We start from the raw sequence: 18,263 nt of genomic DNA, 5'->3' as shown, positions 1-18,263 counted from the left end.
GAAGGAAATTACGCGGCTTTGGCTGCGGCACCGCGGCGCAGGAGGACGGCCGCCGCCTTGCCCTCGCCTAGCGAGGTCATCAGCAAGGCCACCGCCTCAAGACGCGTCTGCGCCTTGTCTTGCAGGTCTTCGTCCTTGACGCGCAGCTGGTTGAGCAGGTGACCGCCCAGCTCTTCGAGGCGTCCCTGCAGCCCCGTGAGTAATTGCTGGTGCGCGCCGCCGGCCGCCGCCCGGGCCGCATCGTCCTTCGTCGCCAGAAGGAAGCGGGCCAGCGACTGTGCCTCGGTAAACGCCTCGCTGCCCGGCTGCGGCACCTGCGTCATCCGCGCCGCGCGTTCCGACTTGGGTGCGGCGATCAGCGGCTCGAACGCCTTGCGCGTGCGCTCGTGATGGCGCTCCATCTGGCTGGACGCGCGATTGCGCAACTCAACCAGCTTCTGGCCCCAGGGACCATCCTTGCGGATCCCGATCTCGCGGGTCATCCCCACCGTGATGGCGGCGAAATTGCTCAGCGCCTGCGTGGCCGCATCCGCCTCTGCTTCCGTTTTCGGACTTTGCGCGAACCCGGCCAGGAAGTGCCCGGCATCCAGCAGCAGCGCCTCGCCAATTCCGCTCATGTCGGTGCGCGACAACAGGAAGTCGTCGCCGCGCTTGCCGATACGTTCGAAGGCGCGAAGAATTCGCCAGGGCCGCGTCAGGCGCGCCATCACGAAGTAGAGAAACCAGGCGCCGGCATCGGGATCGGCTTCCGCTGCCGTTTCGTAGCGGTCGCGCAGATCGGCCGACAGCGTGTCGGAGATTTCCCCGATCTGCTCGGGCAGCCCCTCCAGCGCCGTACGTAAGGCCGGGGCCGCGCGCAGGATGACCGCAATATCGCGAACGGAGTCAAAATCGCGCACGCCGAGCCGGGCCTTCAGCCGCTTGGCCTCGCGCGGCTCATCCTTCACCGCCGCGACCCCATCCAGGATGCGTCCCGCAACCCGCACGCGGGCCTCGTCCAGCCGTCCGGCCTCATCCTTGAAGACGTCGGCGGCCACAGCCCGCGACTGTTCAGCCGCCTCGGGGTCGAGCGTTTCGTCGATCCAGTGCCAGAGCGCCTCGAGAATGGCCGGAGGCGCATAGGCGAGCGAGGGCCGCGTGGTTTCCGGATCGTGGCTCAAAGGGGCAAGCGGCGCAAAAAAGCGTTTGCGCGCGGAGACTTCCGGGTCGGTCGAGCAATACTCGATCAGCCGGGCAAGTGCCGGGTCGGCATGACGTGCCGTCTCCGCCAACCGGTTCGAGGCATCGCCAGGAAAGGCGGCCAGCATGGCCCGGAGCTTTTCAAGTTTCGCTGGCGTCACAGCGCAGGTCGCCTCACCAACATTGCAAAGAACCCTATAAGTATCGCCTGATTAGCGTTAACGCGGCGTTTCCCGTACCTGGCGCGCCTGCGGCAGGGTCAGCCGCGCGCACAGCCCGCCCAGCGTGCCGGTCTCCAGCACCAGCGTGCCGCCATAGGCCTTGGCCAGGTCGGTCACGATCGCCAGCCCCAGCCCGGTCCCCGGCGCCTGCTCATCGAGACGTACCCCGCGGCCCAGCACGGCCTGACGCTCGGCCTCGGACAGTCCGGGCCCGTCATCCTCGATGCGGATCTCGATCTGGCCGGCTTCACCTTGCCCGGCGCGGATGCGTACGCGCCGCTCGGCCCATTTGCACGCGTTTTCCAGAAGATTGCCCACCAGTTCCTCGAGGTCCTGGCGCTCGCCCCGGAACAGCAGAGTCTCGGTCAGTTCCACCTCGATCTCGATACCCTTGCGCCGATGAATCTTTTCCAGCGTCCGGCTCAGATCCTCGACGACCGGCGTCACGGGTGTACGTGCGCCGATGGCCCGTGCATTCGCTGCAGCGCGGGCGCGGCGCAAATGGTGTTCGACCTGGGCAGCCATCGCATCGGACTGGCGCCGCACGAGCTCGGCAAGCGGCCCGTCCGCGTTCCGGGCCTCGTTGGACAGGACTGTGATCGGGGTTTTGAGCGCATGGGCCAGGTTGCCGACATGGGTCCGGGCGCGCTCGACCACTTCGCGCGAATGATCCACCAGCGCGTTCAGCTCTCCGGCCAGGGGCATCAGCTCGGCCGGGTAAGCGCCGGTAATCCGCTCGCTCTGGCCGTCGCGCACCGCCCCGACGGCCCGGCCCATGCGGAAAACCGGCGCCAGGCTGACGCGGACCTGGATCAGGATGCCCGCCACGAGCGCCAGGGCGAACGCGGTAAACAGGCCGAGTGACAGAAGGGCGAACTCGAAGACCCGGCGGTCCGCGGCCCGCCTGTCCTCGCCGACGGCGACCAGAATGGGCTGGTCCAGCCCGCTGATCTCGATGGCGCGCAGGAACAGGCGCAAGGGCTCCTCATTGGGACCCTTGGCCGACCCGGTAATACCCTGCCCGCGGCGCGCCAGGGCCCGGTCCCGCAGCGAGTCCGGGATGGCCAGGCTCTCGTCCCAGAGCGAGCGCGAGCGCAACGTCCGCTCAGGATCCGCTGCCTCTGCGGGGGCGATCTGCCAGTATCGGCCGGAAAATATCTGCCCGTAGCGAGTGTCGGCGGGCGGACGCACGAGCCCCAGCGAGCCGTCGGTTTCCACCTCGGCGGAGACGACCAGGAACTCGCCGACATCGGACAGGCGGTTATCCAGATCGCTCAGGATGGTCTGGCGAAACAGCAAGGTGAGCGCGAGCGCGCCGACCAGCAGCAGGGCCGCAGACCAGCTGATCGCGGTCAGCGTGACCCGCCGGACCAGAGACCCTTTTCGGGTCAGGGTTTCGCTTGGCTGTTCGTTCACCCGGCTTGCGCGCTCGCCCGGCCCGCTTCTGGATCGACCAGACGGTAGCCCAGCCCACGAACCGTTTCGATGCGGTTCGATCCGATTTTCTTGCGAAGGCGGCCGATGAACACCTCGATCGTGTTGGAATCGCGGTCAAAGTCCTGGTCGTAGATGTGCTCCACCAGCTCGGTGCGCGACAGCACGCGGTCACGGTGATGCATCATGTAGCTCAGAAGCCGGAACTCGTGGCTGGTCAGCTTGACCAGACGCTCGGCGATGAACACCCGCGCCCCGCGCGTATCGATCGCCAGATCGCCGAGCTCCAGCATGGACGAGGCGTGACCGGCCGCGCGCCGCGTCAGCGCGCGCAGACGGGCCAGCAGCTCTTCCGGGTGGAACGGCTTGGTCAGATAGTCGTCGGCGCCGGCGTCGAAGCCGGCGACCTTTTCGCTCCAGCGGTCGCGCGCGGTCAGGATCAGCACGGGAAAATCGCGACCCGCCTCGCGCCAGCGTTCCAGCACCGAAACGCCGTCCAGCGTCGGCAGGCCCAGATCGAGCACGACGGCGTCATAGGGCTCTGTATCGCCCAGGAACCAGCCATCCTCGCCGTCCCCGGACTGATCGACGGCATAGCCGGCATGATCGAGAATCTCGGTCAGTTGCCGGTTCAGGTCCTTGTCGTCTTCCACGATCAAAACACGCATGAGTTTTCAGCCTTTTTCAGTAGCGGTTCGGCGAGCCGTGAACCTGGCTTTGCGGGACCGGTGCGCCGGTGCGCGCATCGACATAGACGTCTTCGCGCCGGTCGGGCGTGGGAAACACGCGCACCACATAGACCGGGCGCTGCCCGCCGATGAGATCGGCAATCTCGATCGAGTAGGCCGACGGGTAGCGGCGCTGCATCAACCGGTAGATCTCGGTGCCCGACATGATCTCGCCGGCCTGGCGCGCATCGCGGGCCTGGTCCGCCGAGAAGGACGATTGCTGGGCCAGCGCCGGGGCGCAAACCCCGCCGGAGGCCAGAAGCAGTATCGATATGACAAGCGATCGGATCATGACTGACCTTATGGCCGGAGCCGGCTGAACCCCTCGTGAACATGTGTTCAGGCTAGCGTTCACCGGATATCGGAGCCGATCCGGGCCGCTAGCGTCTGAAACGCGCCCTCGGATCGTAACCTGTCGGCGGCGTCCATCCTTCTATAAATCTTTCAAGCTCGGGATCGTTCATGGGAATGTCGATCATTAGGCGGATGATCTGGTCGCCGCGCGTGCCGTCGCTCTTGGGCGCACCCTTGCCGCGAAGCCGCAGCAGCGCGCCCGACGTCGTGCCCTCGGGCACGCGCACCTCGACGAGGCCTTCCACCGTCGGCGCGCGCACCTTGCCGCCTTCCAGCGCTTCCTTCAGGGAGATCGGCAGGTCGACGCGGATGTCGTCGCCCTCGCGGCGGAAGAAGGGGTGGGCGCGTACATTCACTTCCACCAGGCCCGCCCCGGCCGGACCTCCGGCCTGTCCGGGATGGCCGAGCCCTTTCAGGCGCAGCACCTGTCCGTCCTCGACGCCGGGCGGGATCGTCACCTCGACCGGCTTGCCAGACGCGAAGGCGAGGCGCTTGCGCGTCCCGGTCATGGCTTCCTCGAAGGTCACATCGACCGGGCGCCGCACATCCTCGCCCCGGCTCGCCTGCGGGCGGCGCGCCCGCGTCCGGCCCTGACTGCCCATATCGGTGAACAGTTCGGAGAAAATATCGCCAATGTCCTCGAACTGACCGCGCGGCCCGCGCTGGCTCGCCCCGGCGCCCGGGCGCGAGCGGAAGTGGTAGGCGGCGGACTCCCGTCCGTCCGCATCGATCTCGCCGCGGTCGAACTGGGCGCGTTTTTCAGGATCGGACAACAGCTTGAAAGCCTGCGTGACCTGCTTGAACCGCTCCTCCGACGCCTTGTCGTCAGGACGCGCATCGGGGTGAAGCTCTTTGGCCAGCTTGCGGTACGCACGCCGGATTTCATCGGCGGAGGCGGTCCGGGGCACTCCAAGAATCGCGTAAGGGTCTTGCATGTCGATCTGATAGCATCTGCCTGCGCGCATGGCGATTTCTCGCGATGCGCTGGTAAATTCGGGTCTGCTGTTCAGATGGCGCGTAAAGCCACGCCCTGCAAGCGCGCAGGATTAAAGAGCGATCCGCGCCGGGCGCCCCGGACCGTACACGTCCGAAACCTGCGCGACTTCCAGAACGCAGCCCGTGATGCCGCCCGGCAGCAATCCGGCAAGCTGCGTCGCCCCGATCGTCAGCCGCGCCTCGTCCACCTCCTGGCTCCAGACCGTCTGCGCGGCCGGATCGAGCAGGCGCACACGATAGCGCTCGAACGCCTCACCCAGCGGCGTCTCGCCCGCGCCCCAGTCCTCGCCGCCGGTCCGGCCTCGCCGGATCCAGCTGGCCGACAGGGCGCCCGCCTTTATCGACGCGCGCAGGTGGACCGGGTTCAGCGGTCTCAACTCGACCTGTGTGTAACGCACGCTTCGATCCGCGCGGGCCGGATCGTCCAGCCCGCCTCCGGCCGGCACGGCACGCACCAGCAGGTCGGCGCCCGCCTCGTGGGCATGAACCGGCAACACCGCGCTTGCCCCGTCCAGCAGCACGATTCGCGCGCCCGCCGCGCCACCGTCAGTCGCGCTCCCGCCAAGACCGCGCAGCAGGGTCGTCAGCGTCCAGCTGCCATCCTCATCCAGGCGGGCGTGCTGGAACTGGACGATCTCCCATCCCGCCGGGCCCTCGATCGCCAGCCGGTTTGCACCGCCCAGCACCGACAGCCGGTCGCCGCTCGAAACCTGTCCGCGATAGAGCCGCAGCGACAGCGTGCTGGCCCGGTCCCAGCGCCCTTCCGGCCCGCCCGCCAGCGGGCTCAGCAACTCGCCCATCACCGCGCGCCGGGACAGACGGGCCCGCTCGGTCAGGCTGGCCGCATCGGCCCCGGCAAACAGCACCAGCTCTCCGGCCCAGGGCTCGCCATGGGCGGCCGCCACAAACCCGCCGCGCCCCGTCTCCCGCCCCGTCTCCCGGCCCGGTTCGGCGGGCAGGTCCATCAGCGTCAGGATGGGCTGCGCGGGCGGCATGACCGGATCGCCCGCCCCCTGCGGGCTCGACCCGGCAGGCAGGACCCCCGCCGTCGTGGCCGGTTGCAGCACCGCATCGCGCCGCGCCAGACCGTCCACGCTCGCCACCTGCCACAACCCCGCTGCGGCTGCGTCCTCATCGGTCAGTCTCACCACATCGCCCGCCTCCAGGCGCGCCTGCGAGGGCGGCAGGGTCAGGCGCAGGCTCGCGCCGGTTTCCTGCAGGCGGGACAATGATTGCGCCGCAAGCCCGGCTGCCAGCGTATCGTCGGCCAGCAGGCGGGCCGACAGGTCGACCGCGCCCTCCACCAGATCGAGGCCCAGCGCACTCACGCTGGCCGGGCGGTACTCGCCATCGTCGCGGATATAACCCAGGCGCAGCGCGCGCACCGACGCGGCGTCCGGATCGCGCACCCGGCTCACCGGCCCCTCGCCGGGCCGCTCGGCACATTGGCCGGCGTCCAGCGCGCTACTGCGGCTCTGCGCCGCGAATGCCGCCGGTCCGTCCGCCCCGTCCGCCAGATCGAAGCCATAGATGGCCCCCAGCCGGGCCAGCACATCGCGTCCGCGTTCCGGCCGGTCGATCGCGAAGCCTGCGACGAGGCTGTCAATTCCCGACACGTCCAGGGCCTCCAGCCCGCAGCGGCGCGCAATATCGGCCACGATGGCGGCGAGCGAGGATTGCCCGGCCCGGCCTGTCAGCCAGTGGCCGAGACGCCAGTTCTCCGCATCGCGCCAGACCGTCTCCAGCACCGGAAATTCGGGAAAGGGCCGCGCATCCCAGGTCCAGACCTGAGACCGCGACAGATCGATCATCGGTCCGCCATACACCGCCGAAACCGGATTGTGATCGCGCCAGTATCCGAGCAGCGCCTGCAGGAAGCGGCGCTGGATCAGGTCGTCGCGCGTACCGCGCGAATGATAGGGCGCGACACTCTCCGAACTCTTGGGATCGATGAAGACATTGGGCTGGTTCGCGCCCTTGTCGACGGCCGGGCATCCAAGCTCGATCAGGCGGATCGGCTTGCCCTGCGGCACCCAGCCGGTAGGCGAGGCCTGGCGCACGCCGCCGGGCCGGTCATGGTGCGCGTTCACCCACCAGCCGCGCAAATCCTTGTAGCGGAACACCCAGTCCTCGCCATGCGCGCCATCTTCGATGGGGGTACGCAGCTGCGCCTCGCGGTCGGCCGCGCTGGCATAATACCAGTCATAGCCCTCCCCCCCCTCCACCTGCGCACGCAGATAGTCGAGGTCATGGATGCTGCCCGCACGCGCCGCGTCGGCATGGAGTTCGCCCTCGCGCCAGTCGGCCAGCGGCGCATACCAGTCGATCCCGACGAAATCGATCTCCCCGTCGCTCCATAGCGGGTCGAGATGGAAGATTACATCGTTCGATCCGTCCTGGGGCTGGTGGCCGAAATACTCCGACCAGTCGGCCGCATAGCTGAGCGCCGTGTCCGCTCCCGTGATCTCGCGGGCCTCGCCAGCCAGCGCCCTTAGCCTCTCCACCGCCGGATAGACACCCGTCCCGGCGCGAAGTGTCGTCAGGGCGCGCATTTCCGATCCGATCAGCATCGTGTCGACACCGCCCGCGGCCTTCGCCAGTGCGCAATGATGCAGGATGAAGCGGGCAAAGCCCCACTCGGCCGGGCCGGCATAGATGACGCGCTCGCCGTCAATCGTGAAATGATCGGCCTGCGCCGCGCCGAAGAAAACCTCGATCTGCGGGGTCACGCCCGGCGTATTCTCAGGGCTGCCCGCCACGCCCGGCGCGGGATCGCAGGTGATCCGCCCGCGCCAGGGATAGGCCGGCTGGCCGGTTCCGCTTCCAGAAGGCCCGCTTCCATAGGGATCGTCCAGCACGTTTCCTGCGGGAATGTCCATCAGGATGAAGGGGTAGAGCGTCACCGAAAATCCGCGCGCCTTGAGCGCCCGGATCGCGGCCACCACGGTCTCGTCCGACGGCGTGCCGCCATAGGCCGGTCCGCCCTCGCTCTCACTGACCAGCCAGGCCGTCGCCCGGTCCTCGCCCGCGGCCCGCCAGACCAGCGGACGCGTATCCTTCAGCACGCGCTCCACGCCGGGCCGGATATCGCACTGACCGCACCGCAGATCGGTCCCGAACCAGGAGGTGACCAGCGCCACCGATCCCACGCCCGGCAGTGCCGCCTCCAGATCGTCGAGCGCCGCCTCGATATCGCTGTGCGCCCGGTTCGTGTGCCGGTTCTCGCTCGCCTCGCGTCCCTCGCCGGTTTTGCGCATGACCGGCTCGGTCGCATAGGCAAACTCGCCCGATCCGGGGATGAGGCAGACACCCTCGACCAGGTCCAGCCCGCCATCGGTCTCCGCGCGAATGACTTCGAACGCCAGGTTGGGGATGAAATTGCCGAACTTCTCCAGTGCCAGATCCTCCAGCACGACATAGGCCAGCCCGCGATAGGCCGGGGCCTGGCCCGCACCTTCTATGGCCTCGATCAGGCCGTCGGGCTGCTGGTCCTCGCTGCCGGCATGCACGCGCAGGGTCAGACCGGCCCGGTCGAGTTCCGCGCCATTGGCCCAGATCCGGCCGATCTGCGCAATCGGGCCCTCGCACAGGCCCACGGCCAGGCTCACCGAATAGCGGTATTGCGTCACGCTCGGGCCTGACTTGCCGCCGCCTTGCGTCTCCTCGTTCTCGGTGAAGCGCGACGCCCAGATGACCTGGCCGGCCACGCGCATCCGCCCGTACACGATGGGAATGAAGGCCCCCTCGGTCGAGGTCTGCAGCTCCAGCCCGTCGAGCCGGGCGCCTGTCACGTTCTCGGCAAACAGGCCGGAGATCAGGCCGCGCACCCCGCTCTGAACCGCGCCTTGAAGCAGGGCCGCTCCGGTCGACAGCGCCAGCATCGCCATTAAAAATACTCCGCAGGTGAAGGAGAGGGGAAACCAAACCGCGCCACCGTCCGGCGCCGCCAACCGGCGCACAGCGCAGTCTCGCAGACACCGCGGCGCTGCCAGGCATGAAGCATCGCGCCGGGTCCGCTCACGATCGCGCAATGGCTGGCCGGGCCATATGTTCGTATACGAAATACCAGTACGTCGCCGGCTTGCGCCCCGCCCGCCGGCAAGGTTTCCAGATGGCGGGACAGTCCCGTCAGAAGCCGCTCTTCAGCGCCGCGCTGCGCCCAGTCTGGCCGATAGTCGTATCTATGACCGGGCCGATAGTCGGCAGGATCGTCCGGCAACACCGCCTCCTTCCCGGAGACATCGCGATAGACGCCGCGGATCAGGCCCAGACAGTCGCAGCCCTGACCGCGCGCACTCGCCTGATGGCAGAAGGGTGTACCGATCCAGAGCCGGGCCGCCTCCACGACACGCCCGGACATCACGCTCACCCGCGCCGTCCGCCGTCGCGGTCGGCTTCACGTGCCGGGTGGCGTTGCAGCACATCATTGCCGGGCATGTGCGGATGACCGCGGAAATTGGCGAAATTTTCGAACCGGGTCCGGCAGGTTTCCGCCTGCTTGTCGCACCCGGCCCGGACCGTGAAACCATCGCCCGGCCGGACCGGCGCGGCCGCGCTCGACGCCAGGATCAGGACCGCCTTGCCGTCTTCCAGCCGGTGCTCGCGCACGCGTACCCGGCCGGGTCTGTTCTCTCCGCTCGTCCAGCTCAGCACGCCGCCGGTAAACAGGCCCGGCGCAGACGCGTCTAGGCCGGAAACCTCGACCCGCCCGTTGGCATCGAGGAAAACCACCTCGCCCGTCCCCGTCCAGCGCGGATCGGACAGATCGGCCCGGCATCGTGCATCGCCCAGCTCCGCGTCGCAGGCTCTGGAATAGACGCGCCCGATGCGCCGGTTCAGCCGCGCGCTCAGACCGGCCAGCTCCGCCTCGAACCCGTTTCGCGTACGAACCACTTCGCCCAGCTCGCCGGTTGCGACCCGCCAGAACAGGTCCGGCTCGCGCCAGTCGGCGCGGAAAATCTCCACCCTCGCCCCGTCCCAAACCCCGTTATCGAGGTCTGCGGCGCGAATACGCTGCGAGCTCAGCGCGCCGAACACGGCGCTGCGGGCGGCATTCATCCCCGTCTCGCTGCGCATCGCGCCGGGCGACACGCCCGCCGCCGCCTCGAACACCTCGCCGCCAAGGGTCAGCGTCTCGTCATGCTCGGTGAAGGCGAAGACCGCGCCGTCGCGCCGTGTCATCCGCCAGCACCAGGCCAGCGTCGTCGCACCGGCGTCCAGTCGGGCCTGCAATGCGTCAGGAATGACAATCATGGCGCCACGCTCCCCGGGCTCAGCCATACTTCGGCGAGCGGAATTTGCGGCACGAGCCCGGCCTCGAACGCCTCCATGGACGCATCGATCCGGTCGGTATCGAAACGGACCGGCACGTCAAAGATAAAGCCGGCCGTGATCTGGGCACCCGGCTCCGGCGCGCTTGAAAATTCGATCCGCCCCAGCTCGTCCAGCGTGACGAGCCGGATCTCGCCCTCAACCGCTGCCAGCACGCTGTCCGCCCGGGGCAGGCGGATCGGGCGGCGATAGGCATCCGGCCTGGTACCATAAAGCTTGGTGAGCGCGAAGACGCGCGTCTCGCCGTCTCCGGCTGCGATCAGCTGATCGCCCGGCCCCGGCTCATGCGAGGGCAGGCAGGATTTGTGATCGGCCGGGTCGCGGAAGCGGAAGGCGTGAAGCTGGCCCCGACGCGCCTCGAAGAAGGCGATCAGACCGGCCAGATCGTCCAGCGACTTCACGCCCGGCCCGGCATCGTAGCGGCGTTTCGAATGGGCATGAGGCGTGTTGCGCTCCTCATAGCCGGAGGCCAGCGCCACGATCTCGGTCGTGCGCACCGGTCCGCCGCTCGCGCCGAGACCCACCGGAAACGGAAACTGGACATCGTGAAAGGCGCTCACAGGCTGGCACTCCCTGCTCTGACCGCGCGCGCCAGCGCGGCGCTGATCTGGCGTTCGGACCGGCGCACCGCATCGGCCTCTCGCCCCGGCGCCGCCAGGATGGTGACGTTGACCGTCGGGCCTGCGGACATGGGCGCAATCGCCCCGGCGCCGTTCGGCACGAAGACTTCCGGTCCGCGCTCACCGACCAGGTAGGGCGACCCGGCCATGACCGGCCCGCCCTCGGCGCGCGCGCCGACAATCGTTTGCGACAGGTTCGCCACCAGCCGGTCGACGGGCGCGAACACGAACTCGTCCAGCGCCAGGCTCGCCAGCGACTGGGCAATGCTCTCCACCATCTGGTCGATCTCCAGCCGGCCGCTGCGCGCCGCGCGCTCCAGCGAGGCGGTGATGCGGTCGGCCGTCGTCTCGAACGCGTCCGACAGGATGCCTGCCGCGCGTTCGCCCTCGCGCGCCGCCTCCTGCAGGGCCTGCGCCTGCTCGCGCGCACGTTCGGCGCCGGCACGCTTTTCCTCATCGGCCATCGCTCGTCTCCTTGATTGTGCCAGGGCATGTGCCGGGACATGTGTCTGGAAATTCGGCGCGCAGCCGGTCGAGCTCAGCGCGCGCCGGCGGTCGCGCGCCCGGCGGGTCCATCTGACTGAGCAGCGCCTGCCATTCTGACAGCGACAGCGCCCAGAAATCGCGCGGCCTCAACCCGAACCGCACCACGCCGATGAAGAACCAGGCCTGCCAGTGCGCGCTCATCGCGCACTGGCCTCGAACGCGTCCGCGATCAGGCGCGCCGTCTCGCCCGGATCGAGCGCCATCGCCGCCGGGTCTGGCTCACTCGCCCCGCCCGCGCGCATCAGCGCCGTCAGGATCACAATCAGGTCGCCGGCGCCCGGCTCGGTCAGGCGGGCCGGCAGTGCCTTCAAACCGTCCAGTGCAAGCGCCGTCTCGATCTCGGCCAGCGCCCCCAGCGTCAGGCGCAACGGGTAGCGCCCGCCGTCCGCCAGCAGGACCGGCGCCGCGCGTTTCGAACCTGTCATGGGGATCTCGTTCTTTCGTGTTTGTCATTTGGCGGCCGCGGCGGGCCGCGATACCGTGCGCGACGTCAGACCCATGGGAGGTGTCATGTTGCGCGTATTTCTGGCCGCTTTCGGCCTCGTTGTTCTCTCGGGATGCCACGGCATCGTTCAGGACGCCTATGACGAGCGCGCCGAGGACGAGTGCGAGGAATTGCGCAATATCGAGGAGCAGCGCGCCTGCCTGAACGCGATCGAGGACCGCGAACGCGACCGCCGCCAACGCGAATTGTCTGAACGTCGGTCCTGAAGCATTTTCAGCGAAAGTGGGTACCGGTTTCGCGGTTCGAAAATGCGAAGAAACACTCAGACCGCCGCGAAGCCGATCTCTCCGGCCGATGCGAGCGAGAGCGAATAGGCCGCCTCCCCGTCATGGCGCCCGGAATATTCCAGCGCCGTCACCAGGAAATCGCCGGTCAGCGCGCCGAAATCCGGTATCACCAGCTGCCAGCGCCGCCTGGCCTGGGTGAAGAACACGGCGCGCACCGTCTCGTCCGCCGCGCTGTCCACGAAAATCCCTGCCCCCGACACGCTGGCCGAGCGCACGCCCGCCCCGCCGAGCAGTTCGCGCCACCGGCCCGGACTATCCGCATGGGTCGTCTCCACGCTGCGCGCATTGAGCGAGATCGTCCTGGCCCGCAGGCCCGCGACACTGGTAAAACTCTCCGGATCGGCCCCGTCGCCGATCTTCAGCAAGATATCCTTGCCCGCTTGTGCGGCCATGATCTTTGTCTCCAGAAAACTGTGAGGAACAGGCAATAAAAAAGCCGCCCTGGGGGCGGCTATGGATTGAAGAGAGCGCACAGGCTCAGATGAGCGGCCGCTCGGCCTCGGTGGCCCAATGACGAACCTGGGTTTCGTACTTCACATATAGGGCCGGTGTGCCTCTGGCCTCGCGCTTCTCGTGGACATACAGGCGAAAATCGATCCAGTCCTGAACATAGCTGCCCCGCCACCATTCCCTGATGATGCTCTCATTGAGCGCGCCGAGTTCGATGCCGATCGCCGTCGCCTCGTAATAGTTGAACAGGCGGATCAGGATTTCGGAGCCGTAGACCGCCTGGCCGCGGAAATTCACGAACGTGTTCTCCACTTCCTCGTAGCCGTAGGGGCCGGAGTGCTTCTCCTTCAGCGCCTCGATCAGCGCCTTGAATTGTTCATTGGCAAGCAGCAGGTCGCGGTCCTTGGTCTGCTCGACGATATGATCGAACGAACGCGCAATCTGGACGCGCTCCTTGGCGTGCTTGTTGTTGAGCCGGCCCTGATGCTGGTTCTGGCGATAAATCCCGAAGGCAATGATGGCCGAAATCGCCAGTATGATGGGTGCCAGATTCGGCAGGGCCTGCCAGACGCCGAGCAATAGCTCGCATTCGGAACGCGCTGCCTGGCAAGCCGTGTTCATATTTCCCCCTCCCGTTGTGCAAATCTATCCATTCCAGCGAGGAGCGGGCAACAAAAAACCCGGCCATTGGCCGGGCTTTTTGTCTCTAGGTCGTCATGGTGAAAGACTACCGATTGGTGCCCTCGGCATGGATCGATAACGCGAGGTCGCGCGGCAGGGAGCGGTTCGTCCCTTCGCGCATACGTTTGGTCTCAACAGAGTGTGTCATTTGCCCTCTCACCGGCTTGCGGCGTTATCGCCCGTTCTTCGAAACGACGCGTCGCGAGTCGTTCCCAACATAGCGATCAATGCGTAAACGCGTGCCTAACGCGTTGGTATCCCCACAAAACTGCACCGGAAACACGGCGGAATCATGCCGTCTCTTTGCCGTTCGTGAGGCCTGAATTTAGGAGAGTCGGGCCCGGTATTCAACTGACTTGTCGCGCCATGCGCCAAACGCCCCCACTCACCCCGCCTCGATCAGCGCGCGCACACGCACCGGCGCGTGCAGAAGGCGGCTGTCGCTGGCGCTGAACACGTCGGCATAGACGACATGGCAGGTCACGCAGCGCCACGGCCCGTCCAGCTCCGGCACTCCGGCGCGCAGCGCCTTGCGCACGGCGCCGATGCCCGTCTTCACGCTGTCCGCGTCATCGCGCCGGCCCCAGACGTGAAGCGTGAGGCGATGCTCGATCAGGTCCACACCGTCCCCGTCGGCGCTTTCGCTCTCGCCCCGGCCCAGCGAGACAAACGGATAGGCGATCCCGCCCGGCGCACGGTCGAACAGGCGCGCGGGATGGCCGAATACGCCCTGCACGGACGGGCTCGCGGACAGATGGCCGAGCAGCCCGGCCTGGAAGGCAAGTTCCGCGCTCATAGCCGGGCCGCCCGATAGGGTTTCAACAGCGCGTGGATGGCGGCGGCGGCAGGCGTCGGCCCGCGCCCCGGCTCGATCGGCGCGCCGGGCTCGACATAGGCCAGCGCGGCCAGGCGCAGGATCGCCTCCTTGAGCGCGGCCGGCACCGCCTCGGGCGGGCCGTATCCGGCGGTGAACTCGATCTCGATCCCGCCGGCGCGCCGGCCCGGCTGCGGAAAGCCGAAAGGCGCACGCGCGATCAACCGTCCCGGATCGGCGGCGGTATCGGCCCGCCATTCGGCCGGGTCCCAGATCTCGGCCGTCCCGTCCCGTGCGAAAATCTCGACCTGCTCGACCGAGAGGAGGGGCGGCGCGCGCAGCGCGAAAGCCGTACCGCATGCGGAAAGGCGCGACGGTGCCCAGCTATCGAGCGTCTCGCGGTAGCGCCGCGTGACAAGGCTCCGGCCAATCTTGATCTCGACAGTTTCGCGTGCCGCGTGTATGAGATTCCCGATAAGCGCGTCCTCACTGTCGTGAGAGAGGCGCAACCAGGTCTTGGCTTCGGACAGGCTGACCGGCTCTGCGCCGGGCGGCGTCAGGATCTGCAAGGACATGAAGGGGGGGCCTTTTAATGTTTGCATCGATGGCGCGCCGCAGCGTGCGCGCGAGCCGCACCGCGGCGCTCGTTCTTGCCGGCATCCTGCTGGCCATGCTCGTCGTGCTGGCCGAGCCGGTGCGGGCGGGTCTTCTGGTCTTGCTGGAACCGGCCGTCTTCTGGATCGCCGCCGGGCTTGTCGTCCTCACATCGACGCTGGGGATCGGCGCCCTGGTCCGCGTCCGCGAAGGGGGAGGCTTGCGCGAACGCGAACCGGGCGCCCGGCTATGAGGCGGCGAACTTCAGCAGCTTGATCGCGTTGAAATCGCTCACCCCGCCGCCGACGCGCTTGGTCGTGTAGAACAGCACGTAGGGCTTGGCCGAATAGGGATCGCGCAGCACCTGCACGCCCTGCCGGTCGACAATCGTGTAGCCGCGCTCGAAATCGCCGAACGCGATGGCAAAGCTGCCTGCGCCGATATCGGGCATGTCTTCCGCTTCGGTAACGGGATAGCCCATCAGCGTCGCGCTCTGCCCGGCCGCGCCGGCCGGCTGCCACACATAATTGCCGTCGGCGTCCTTGAACTTGCGCACCCGGGACACGGTCTGGCGGTTCATCACGAAGCGGCCATTGGCCCGGTAGCCCGATTTTGGCGCATAGATGAGATCGATCAGGACATCGCCCGGATCGCTCACCGGAAAATCGCCGGCCGCCCCGGTCGCCACGTATCCGAGCTCGCCCCAGGCTTCCGTCCCGTCCAGCTTATTCGTGTACGAAAGAAACCCTTTCGGCTTGTTCGTGCCATTGCCGCTGACGAAGGCCTGGCCCTCCTGCTCGGCGAAGACATCGCGCACCTCTTCGGCCAGCCACTGGTCGATATCGACCAGCGCATCGTCGAGCAGCGAGGCGGTCGCAGCGGGCATGGCGTAAAGCTCGCCGGTGGGAAACTCTAAAAGGTCCAGCGTCGCGGTATCGGTCTCGGCCCGCGCGCCGGTTTCCGCCGCCCAGCCCGCGCTGGTTCCACCGAGACTCACCGGCTTGCGCCAGGTATGGCTGGTCGTCTGCTTCACGCTGGCGATCGCGCGCATCGGCGAGGCCTCGCCCAGCAGCCGGTCGATCAGCGCCTCGGTTTCGGGCGGCGCGACATAGCCGCCCTCGCCCGGCGTGCCGGAGGAAAGGGACTTGGCCTCCACCAGCGCCGAGGCATCGCCGCGCGCCAGGTATCGTGCAAAGGCCGACTTGCCCTCGCGCCCCGGCGAGAGTGACAGGGCCGGCCGGCCCGCCTCCACCGACAGCCGGTCGAGCGCCGTCTGCTGGCGCGTCAGCGCCGCGTCGATGCGCGCAATCCTGTCATCGAGCAGCGGATCGGCCGCCGACTTCGCCTCGATCTCCTCCAGGCGCCGGTCATTGGCGTCCTTGAAGCTCTCGAACGCGCACAGAAGCTCGTGCATCGCCGCACGCGCCTCGCCGGAGGGCGGCGCCATCTTGGTTTCCCGCGTCATGGGGAGTCCTTTCTTCGTGTGTGAACTTATAGGGTCTAGGCAGCGTGCGCGGCCTGCGGTCCGGGCTGCCTCGCCGGGGCGTGGACGGTCAGGCGCGCCGTGCCCAGCATGGGAAAGGTCACGATGGAGACCTCCCACAGATCGAGCTCGGTCAGCACACGTCCCCCGCCCGGCCTCGGCCGGGAGCGCACCGTGCGAAATCCGATGGACAACCCGTCCACCGCGCCTTGCGCGACAAGGCTCCGGGCCGCCCGGCTGCGCGGCCCGGCGCTGAGGATGCGGCCGCGCACGAACAGGCCGCGCGCATCCTCGAACATCTCGTCCCACACGCCGACCGGCTCGCCGGCCTCATGCTGGAACAGCATCCGGATGCGCCCGGCCCCGCCCGCCGCCAGGCTGCGCGCGAACGCGCCCGCCATGACGATGTCGCCGGAGTGATCGGTCACGCCGAACACGCTGGCATAGCCCGACAGCTTCAGTGCGCCCGGGTCCGACGGCTCGTTCATGCCGCTTCCTTTCGTTTGTGAAGTACAAAGACGGGCACAGGCCGCGTTCAGCCTTCGCCCTCGGCCAGGCGCTGTTCGATCCGCTCCAGCGAGGCACGCGCATAGCGTGCCTGCTCTTCCAGCCGCGCCAGGCGCTCATAGACCGGCCCGGTATTCTCCACGCCGCTTTCCAGATGGCGGATGCGTTCGCCGGTTGCCCCGGCCCAGATCAGCGCCGCCGCGGTCTGCAGGGCGATAGCGACCACCACGCCCAGCGTGATCTGGCGCTCGAAGCGCCAGGCGCTCTCTTCGTCACGGCTCATCGCGCGGTCTCCTCCAGGCCCAGCAAGGCGCGTTTCTCGGCATCGGTCAGGAAGCCGGCCTCGCCCACGCGTTGCCATCGCGCAGCGCGCTCGTCGGACAGGGCCGGCAGGGCCTCCTCGTCGGTCTCCAGCCCCAGCCCCTCGCCCAGCCAGGGCTCCAGCCAGCGCTGCATCGCTCCGGCGGTCTTGCGCGCCAGCGGCAGCACGGTCTGGCGGTAGAAGGCAAGATTGGCCTCGCGATAGTTCGAATAGGTATTGTCGCCGGGCAGGCCGAGCAGCATAGGCGGCACCCCGAAGGCCAGCGCGATCTCGCGTGCGGCCTCGCGGCGCGCCTCGATGAAGTCCATCTCCTGCGGGCTGTGGCCCATCGGCTTCCAGTCCAGCCCGCCTTCCAGCAGCAGCGGGCGTCCCGCATTGCCCGGCCCGGCATGCAGCGTTTCCAGCTCGCCTTTCAGGCGCTCATACTGGCTCTCGGTCAGGCGCGCCTCGCCCCCGTCCCGGCTGGTCACGACCAGCGCGCCGGAGGGCCGCGCTGCATTGTCCAGCAGCGCCTTGGCCCACGCCCCGCCGGCATTGTGCACATCGACCGCACGCGCCGCAGCTTCCAGCGGCGGCTGGCCGTAATGATCGTCGGCCGGGTGGAATAGTCGCATGTGAAGGATCGCGCTGCGCCCGCTCGCCCGGTCGCGGCTGAACACCCGGCGCTCATGCCCGGCGCGGTATTCCCACCCGTCCGCCCAGCCCTTCGGGCCGGGCAGGACACGCATCCGGTCCGGGCGCAGCGCGAACAGGCCATGCGGGCCACCCGCCTCTCCCGTCAGCTCCAGATAGCCATTGCCGGCAACCTGGAGATGACCGTGAAACCCCTCCATCAGCTCGTGCCCGGCCTCGTCCGGGTTGGGCCGGGCGAGCAGCGCGCGCGCCGCGTCCGCCCCTTCCCCCTCACCGCGCACCGCGAACGGGATCGAGGCCGCGGCCTCCGCGATCAGGCGCACGCAGCGATAGGCGACCGCATTGCGCCCATACCCCTCGCGCGCCAGCCCGGCATAGTCGCGCGCGCTCCAGCGCGCATGCGGCATCGTATCGAGCGCCACAAGACGGCCCGCCGCCTTGCGCTCGATGCGCAGCAGTTTTCTGAGCATGACGCTCTCCTGAGTTGAAATGAGGCCAACGCCCCGCCTGCCGTCCGATGCTTCGAGGCTCGCTGCGCTCGCACCTCGGCATGAGGGAAGCGGGATGGCTTTAAGACT

General features: G+C 68.2%; 22 protein-coding genes. 2 read left to right on the top strand and 20 right to left on the bottom strand.

Going from position 1 to position 18,263, the window contains the following annotated elements; translation table 11 throughout:
- Nucleotides 1-8: 8 nt before the first annotated feature.
- The 12 genes from PGP17_RS10105 to PGP17_RS10050 form a co-directional block, all read right to left on the bottom strand.
- The gene (locus PGP17_RS10105; protein ID WP_270375231.1) at nucleotides 9-1,340 is read right to left on the bottom strand and encodes a hypothetical protein; all 1,332 of its coding nucleotides are present in this window, start codon (nucleotides 1,338-1,340) and stop codon (nucleotides 9-11) included.
- 57 nt (nucleotides 1,341-1,397) lie between these two features.
- Nucleotides 1,398-2,816, bottom strand: a complete 1,419-nt coding sequence (locus PGP17_RS10100; protein WP_270375230.1) for an ATP-binding protein — start codon at nucleotides 2,814-2,816, stop codon at nucleotides 1,398-1,400.
- Nucleotides 2,813-3,502 carry a response regulator transcription factor gene (locus PGP17_RS10095; RefSeq protein WP_135945909.1) on the bottom strand — a complete coding sequence of 230 codons (690 nt, stop codon included), beginning with the start codon at nucleotides 3,500-3,502 and terminating at the stop codon, nucleotides 2,813-2,815. Before PGP17_RS10095 ends, PGP17_RS10100 begins: the two co-directional genes overlap by 4 nt.
- Before the next feature lie 16 nt (nucleotides 3,503-3,518).
- The gene (locus PGP17_RS10090; protein ID WP_135945910.1) at nucleotides 3,519-3,854 is read right to left on the bottom strand and encodes a PepSY domain-containing protein; all 336 of its coding nucleotides are present in this window, start codon (nucleotides 3,852-3,854) and stop codon (nucleotides 3,519-3,521) included.
- Nucleotides 3,855-3,942: 88 nt separating this feature from the next.
- A complete protein-coding gene (locus PGP17_RS10085; RefSeq protein WP_135945911.1) occupies nucleotides 3,943-4,851 on the bottom strand; it encodes a DnaJ C-terminal domain-containing protein in 909 nt (302 codons plus the stop codon).
- 111 nt (nucleotides 4,852-4,962) lie between these two features.
- Entirely contained in the window at nucleotides 4,963-8,799 is a 3,837-nt protein-coding gene (locus tag PGP17_RS10080; protein ID WP_270375229.1) for a baseplate multidomain protein megatron, read from the bottom strand.
- Entirely contained in the window at nucleotides 8,799-9,272 is a 474-nt protein-coding gene (locus PGP17_RS10075; RefSeq protein WP_270375605.1) for an NlpC/P60 family protein, read from the bottom strand. The genes PGP17_RS10080 and PGP17_RS10075 overlap by 1 nt, the downstream gene beginning before the upstream one ends.
- Nucleotides 9,273-9,277: 5 nt before the next feature.
- A complete protein-coding gene (locus PGP17_RS10070) occupies nucleotides 9,278-10,165 on the bottom strand; it encodes a DUF2163 domain-containing protein (RefSeq protein WP_270375228.1) in 888 nt (295 codons plus the stop codon).
- A complete protein-coding gene (locus PGP17_RS10065; RefSeq protein ID WP_270375227.1) occupies nucleotides 10,162-10,803 on the bottom strand; it encodes a DUF2460 domain-containing protein in 642 nt (213 codons plus the stop codon). The genes PGP17_RS10070 and PGP17_RS10065 overlap by 4 nt, the downstream gene beginning before the upstream one ends.
- On the bottom strand, nucleotides 10,800-11,327 hold the full coding sequence (locus PGP17_RS10060) for a phage tail tape measure C-terminal domain-containing protein (RefSeq protein ID WP_270375226.1): 528 nt from the start codon (nucleotides 11,325-11,327) through the stop codon (nucleotides 10,800-10,802). Before PGP17_RS10060 ends, PGP17_RS10065 begins: the two co-directional genes overlap by 4 nt.
- The gene (locus PGP17_RS10055; RefSeq protein ID WP_270375225.1) at nucleotides 11,317-11,550 is read right to left on the bottom strand and encodes a phage tail assembly chaperone; all 234 of its coding nucleotides are present in this window, start codon (nucleotides 11,548-11,550) and stop codon (nucleotides 11,317-11,319) included. Before PGP17_RS10055 ends, PGP17_RS10060 begins: the two co-directional genes overlap by 11 nt.
- A complete protein-coding gene (locus PGP17_RS10050) occupies nucleotides 11,547-11,834 on the bottom strand; it encodes a GTA-gp10 family protein (protein WP_270375224.1) in 288 nt (95 codons plus the stop codon). The genes PGP17_RS10055 and PGP17_RS10050 overlap by 4 nt, the downstream gene beginning before the upstream one ends.
- Before the next feature lie 85 nt (nucleotides 11,835-11,919).
- Between PGP17_RS10050 and PGP17_RS10045 the strand changes: the two genes are divergently transcribed.
- Nucleotides 11,920-12,120 carry a hypothetical protein gene (locus PGP17_RS10045; RefSeq protein WP_270375223.1) on the top strand — a complete coding sequence of 67 codons (201 nt, stop codon included), beginning with the start codon at nucleotides 11,920-11,922 and terminating at the stop codon, nucleotides 12,118-12,120.
- 56 nt (nucleotides 12,121-12,176) lie between these two features.
- Here PGP17_RS10045 and PGP17_RS10040 read toward each other — a convergent pair whose 3' ends face one another.
- The 4 genes from PGP17_RS10040 to PGP17_RS10025 all read right to left on the bottom strand — a co-directional run bounded on the left by PGP17_RS10040 (nucleotide 12,177) and on the right by PGP17_RS10025 (nucleotide 14,721).
- The gene (locus tag PGP17_RS10040) at nucleotides 12,177-12,593 is read right to left on the bottom strand and encodes a phage major tail protein, TP901-1 family (protein WP_270375222.1); all 417 of its coding nucleotides are present in this window, start codon (nucleotides 12,591-12,593) and stop codon (nucleotides 12,177-12,179) included.
- Nucleotides 12,594-12,678: 85 nt separating this feature from the next.
- Nucleotides 12,679-13,272, bottom strand: a complete 594-nt coding sequence (locus PGP17_RS10035) for a DUF4760 domain-containing protein (RefSeq protein ID WP_270375221.1) — start codon at nucleotides 13,270-13,272, stop codon at nucleotides 12,679-12,681.
- Nucleotides 13,273-13,717: 445 nt separating this feature from the next.
- Nucleotides 13,718-14,128 (bottom strand): DUF3168 domain-containing protein, encoded by a 411-nt coding sequence (locus PGP17_RS10030; RefSeq protein ID WP_270375220.1) that lies wholly within the window; start codon nucleotides 14,126-14,128, stop codon nucleotides 13,718-13,720.
- Nucleotides 14,125-14,721, bottom strand: coding sequence for a head-tail connector protein (locus PGP17_RS10025; RefSeq protein ID WP_270375219.1), 597 nt, complete (start codon nucleotides 14,719-14,721; stop codon nucleotides 14,125-14,127). The genes PGP17_RS10030 and PGP17_RS10025 overlap by 4 nt, the downstream gene beginning before the upstream one ends.
- 17 nt (nucleotides 14,722-14,738) lie before the next feature.
- Between PGP17_RS10025 and PGP17_RS10020 the strand changes: the two genes are divergently transcribed.
- On the top strand, nucleotides 14,739-14,993 hold the full coding sequence (locus tag PGP17_RS10020) for a hypothetical protein (RefSeq protein WP_270375218.1): 255 nt from the start codon (nucleotides 14,739-14,741) through the stop codon (nucleotides 14,991-14,993).
- On the opposite strand, the gene PGP17_RS10015 is transcribed toward PGP17_RS10020, so the two are convergent.
- Genes PGP17_RS10015 through PGP17_RS10000 form a run of 4 tightly spaced genes read right to left on the bottom strand, consistent with a single transcriptional unit; the run spans nucleotide 14,988 to nucleotide 18,155 of the window.
- Entirely contained in the window at nucleotides 14,988-16,205 is a 1,218-nt protein-coding gene (locus tag PGP17_RS10015) for a phage major capsid protein (RefSeq protein ID WP_135945924.1), read from the bottom strand. The genes PGP17_RS10020 and PGP17_RS10015 overlap by 6 nt on opposite strands.
- 35 nt (nucleotides 16,206-16,240) lie before the next feature.
- Complete coding sequence (locus tag PGP17_RS10010; protein WP_270375217.1) at nucleotides 16,241-16,711, bottom strand: HK97 family phage prohead protease; 471 nt, start codon at nucleotides 16,709-16,711, stop codon at nucleotides 16,241-16,243.
- 47 nt (nucleotides 16,712-16,758) lie between these two features.
- The gene (locus PGP17_RS10005) at nucleotides 16,759-17,013 is read right to left on the bottom strand and encodes a hypothetical protein (RefSeq protein WP_135945926.1); all 255 of its coding nucleotides are present in this window, start codon (nucleotides 17,011-17,013) and stop codon (nucleotides 16,759-16,761) included.
- Nucleotides 17,010-18,155 (bottom strand): phage portal protein, encoded by a 1,146-nt coding sequence (locus PGP17_RS10000; RefSeq protein WP_270375216.1) that lies wholly within the window; start codon nucleotides 18,153-18,155, stop codon nucleotides 17,010-17,012. The genes PGP17_RS10005 and PGP17_RS10000 overlap by 4 nt, the downstream gene beginning before the upstream one ends.
- Nucleotides 18,156-18,263: the final 108 nt, after the last annotated feature.

Origin of the sequence: Marinicauda sp. Alg238-R41 (genome assembly GCF_947331485.1) — a bacterium.
GTDB lineage: Bacteria > Pseudomonadota > Alphaproteobacteria > Caulobacterales > Maricaulaceae > Marinicauda > Marinicauda pacifica.
This window is presented reverse-complemented; position numbering and strand designations above follow the sequence as displayed.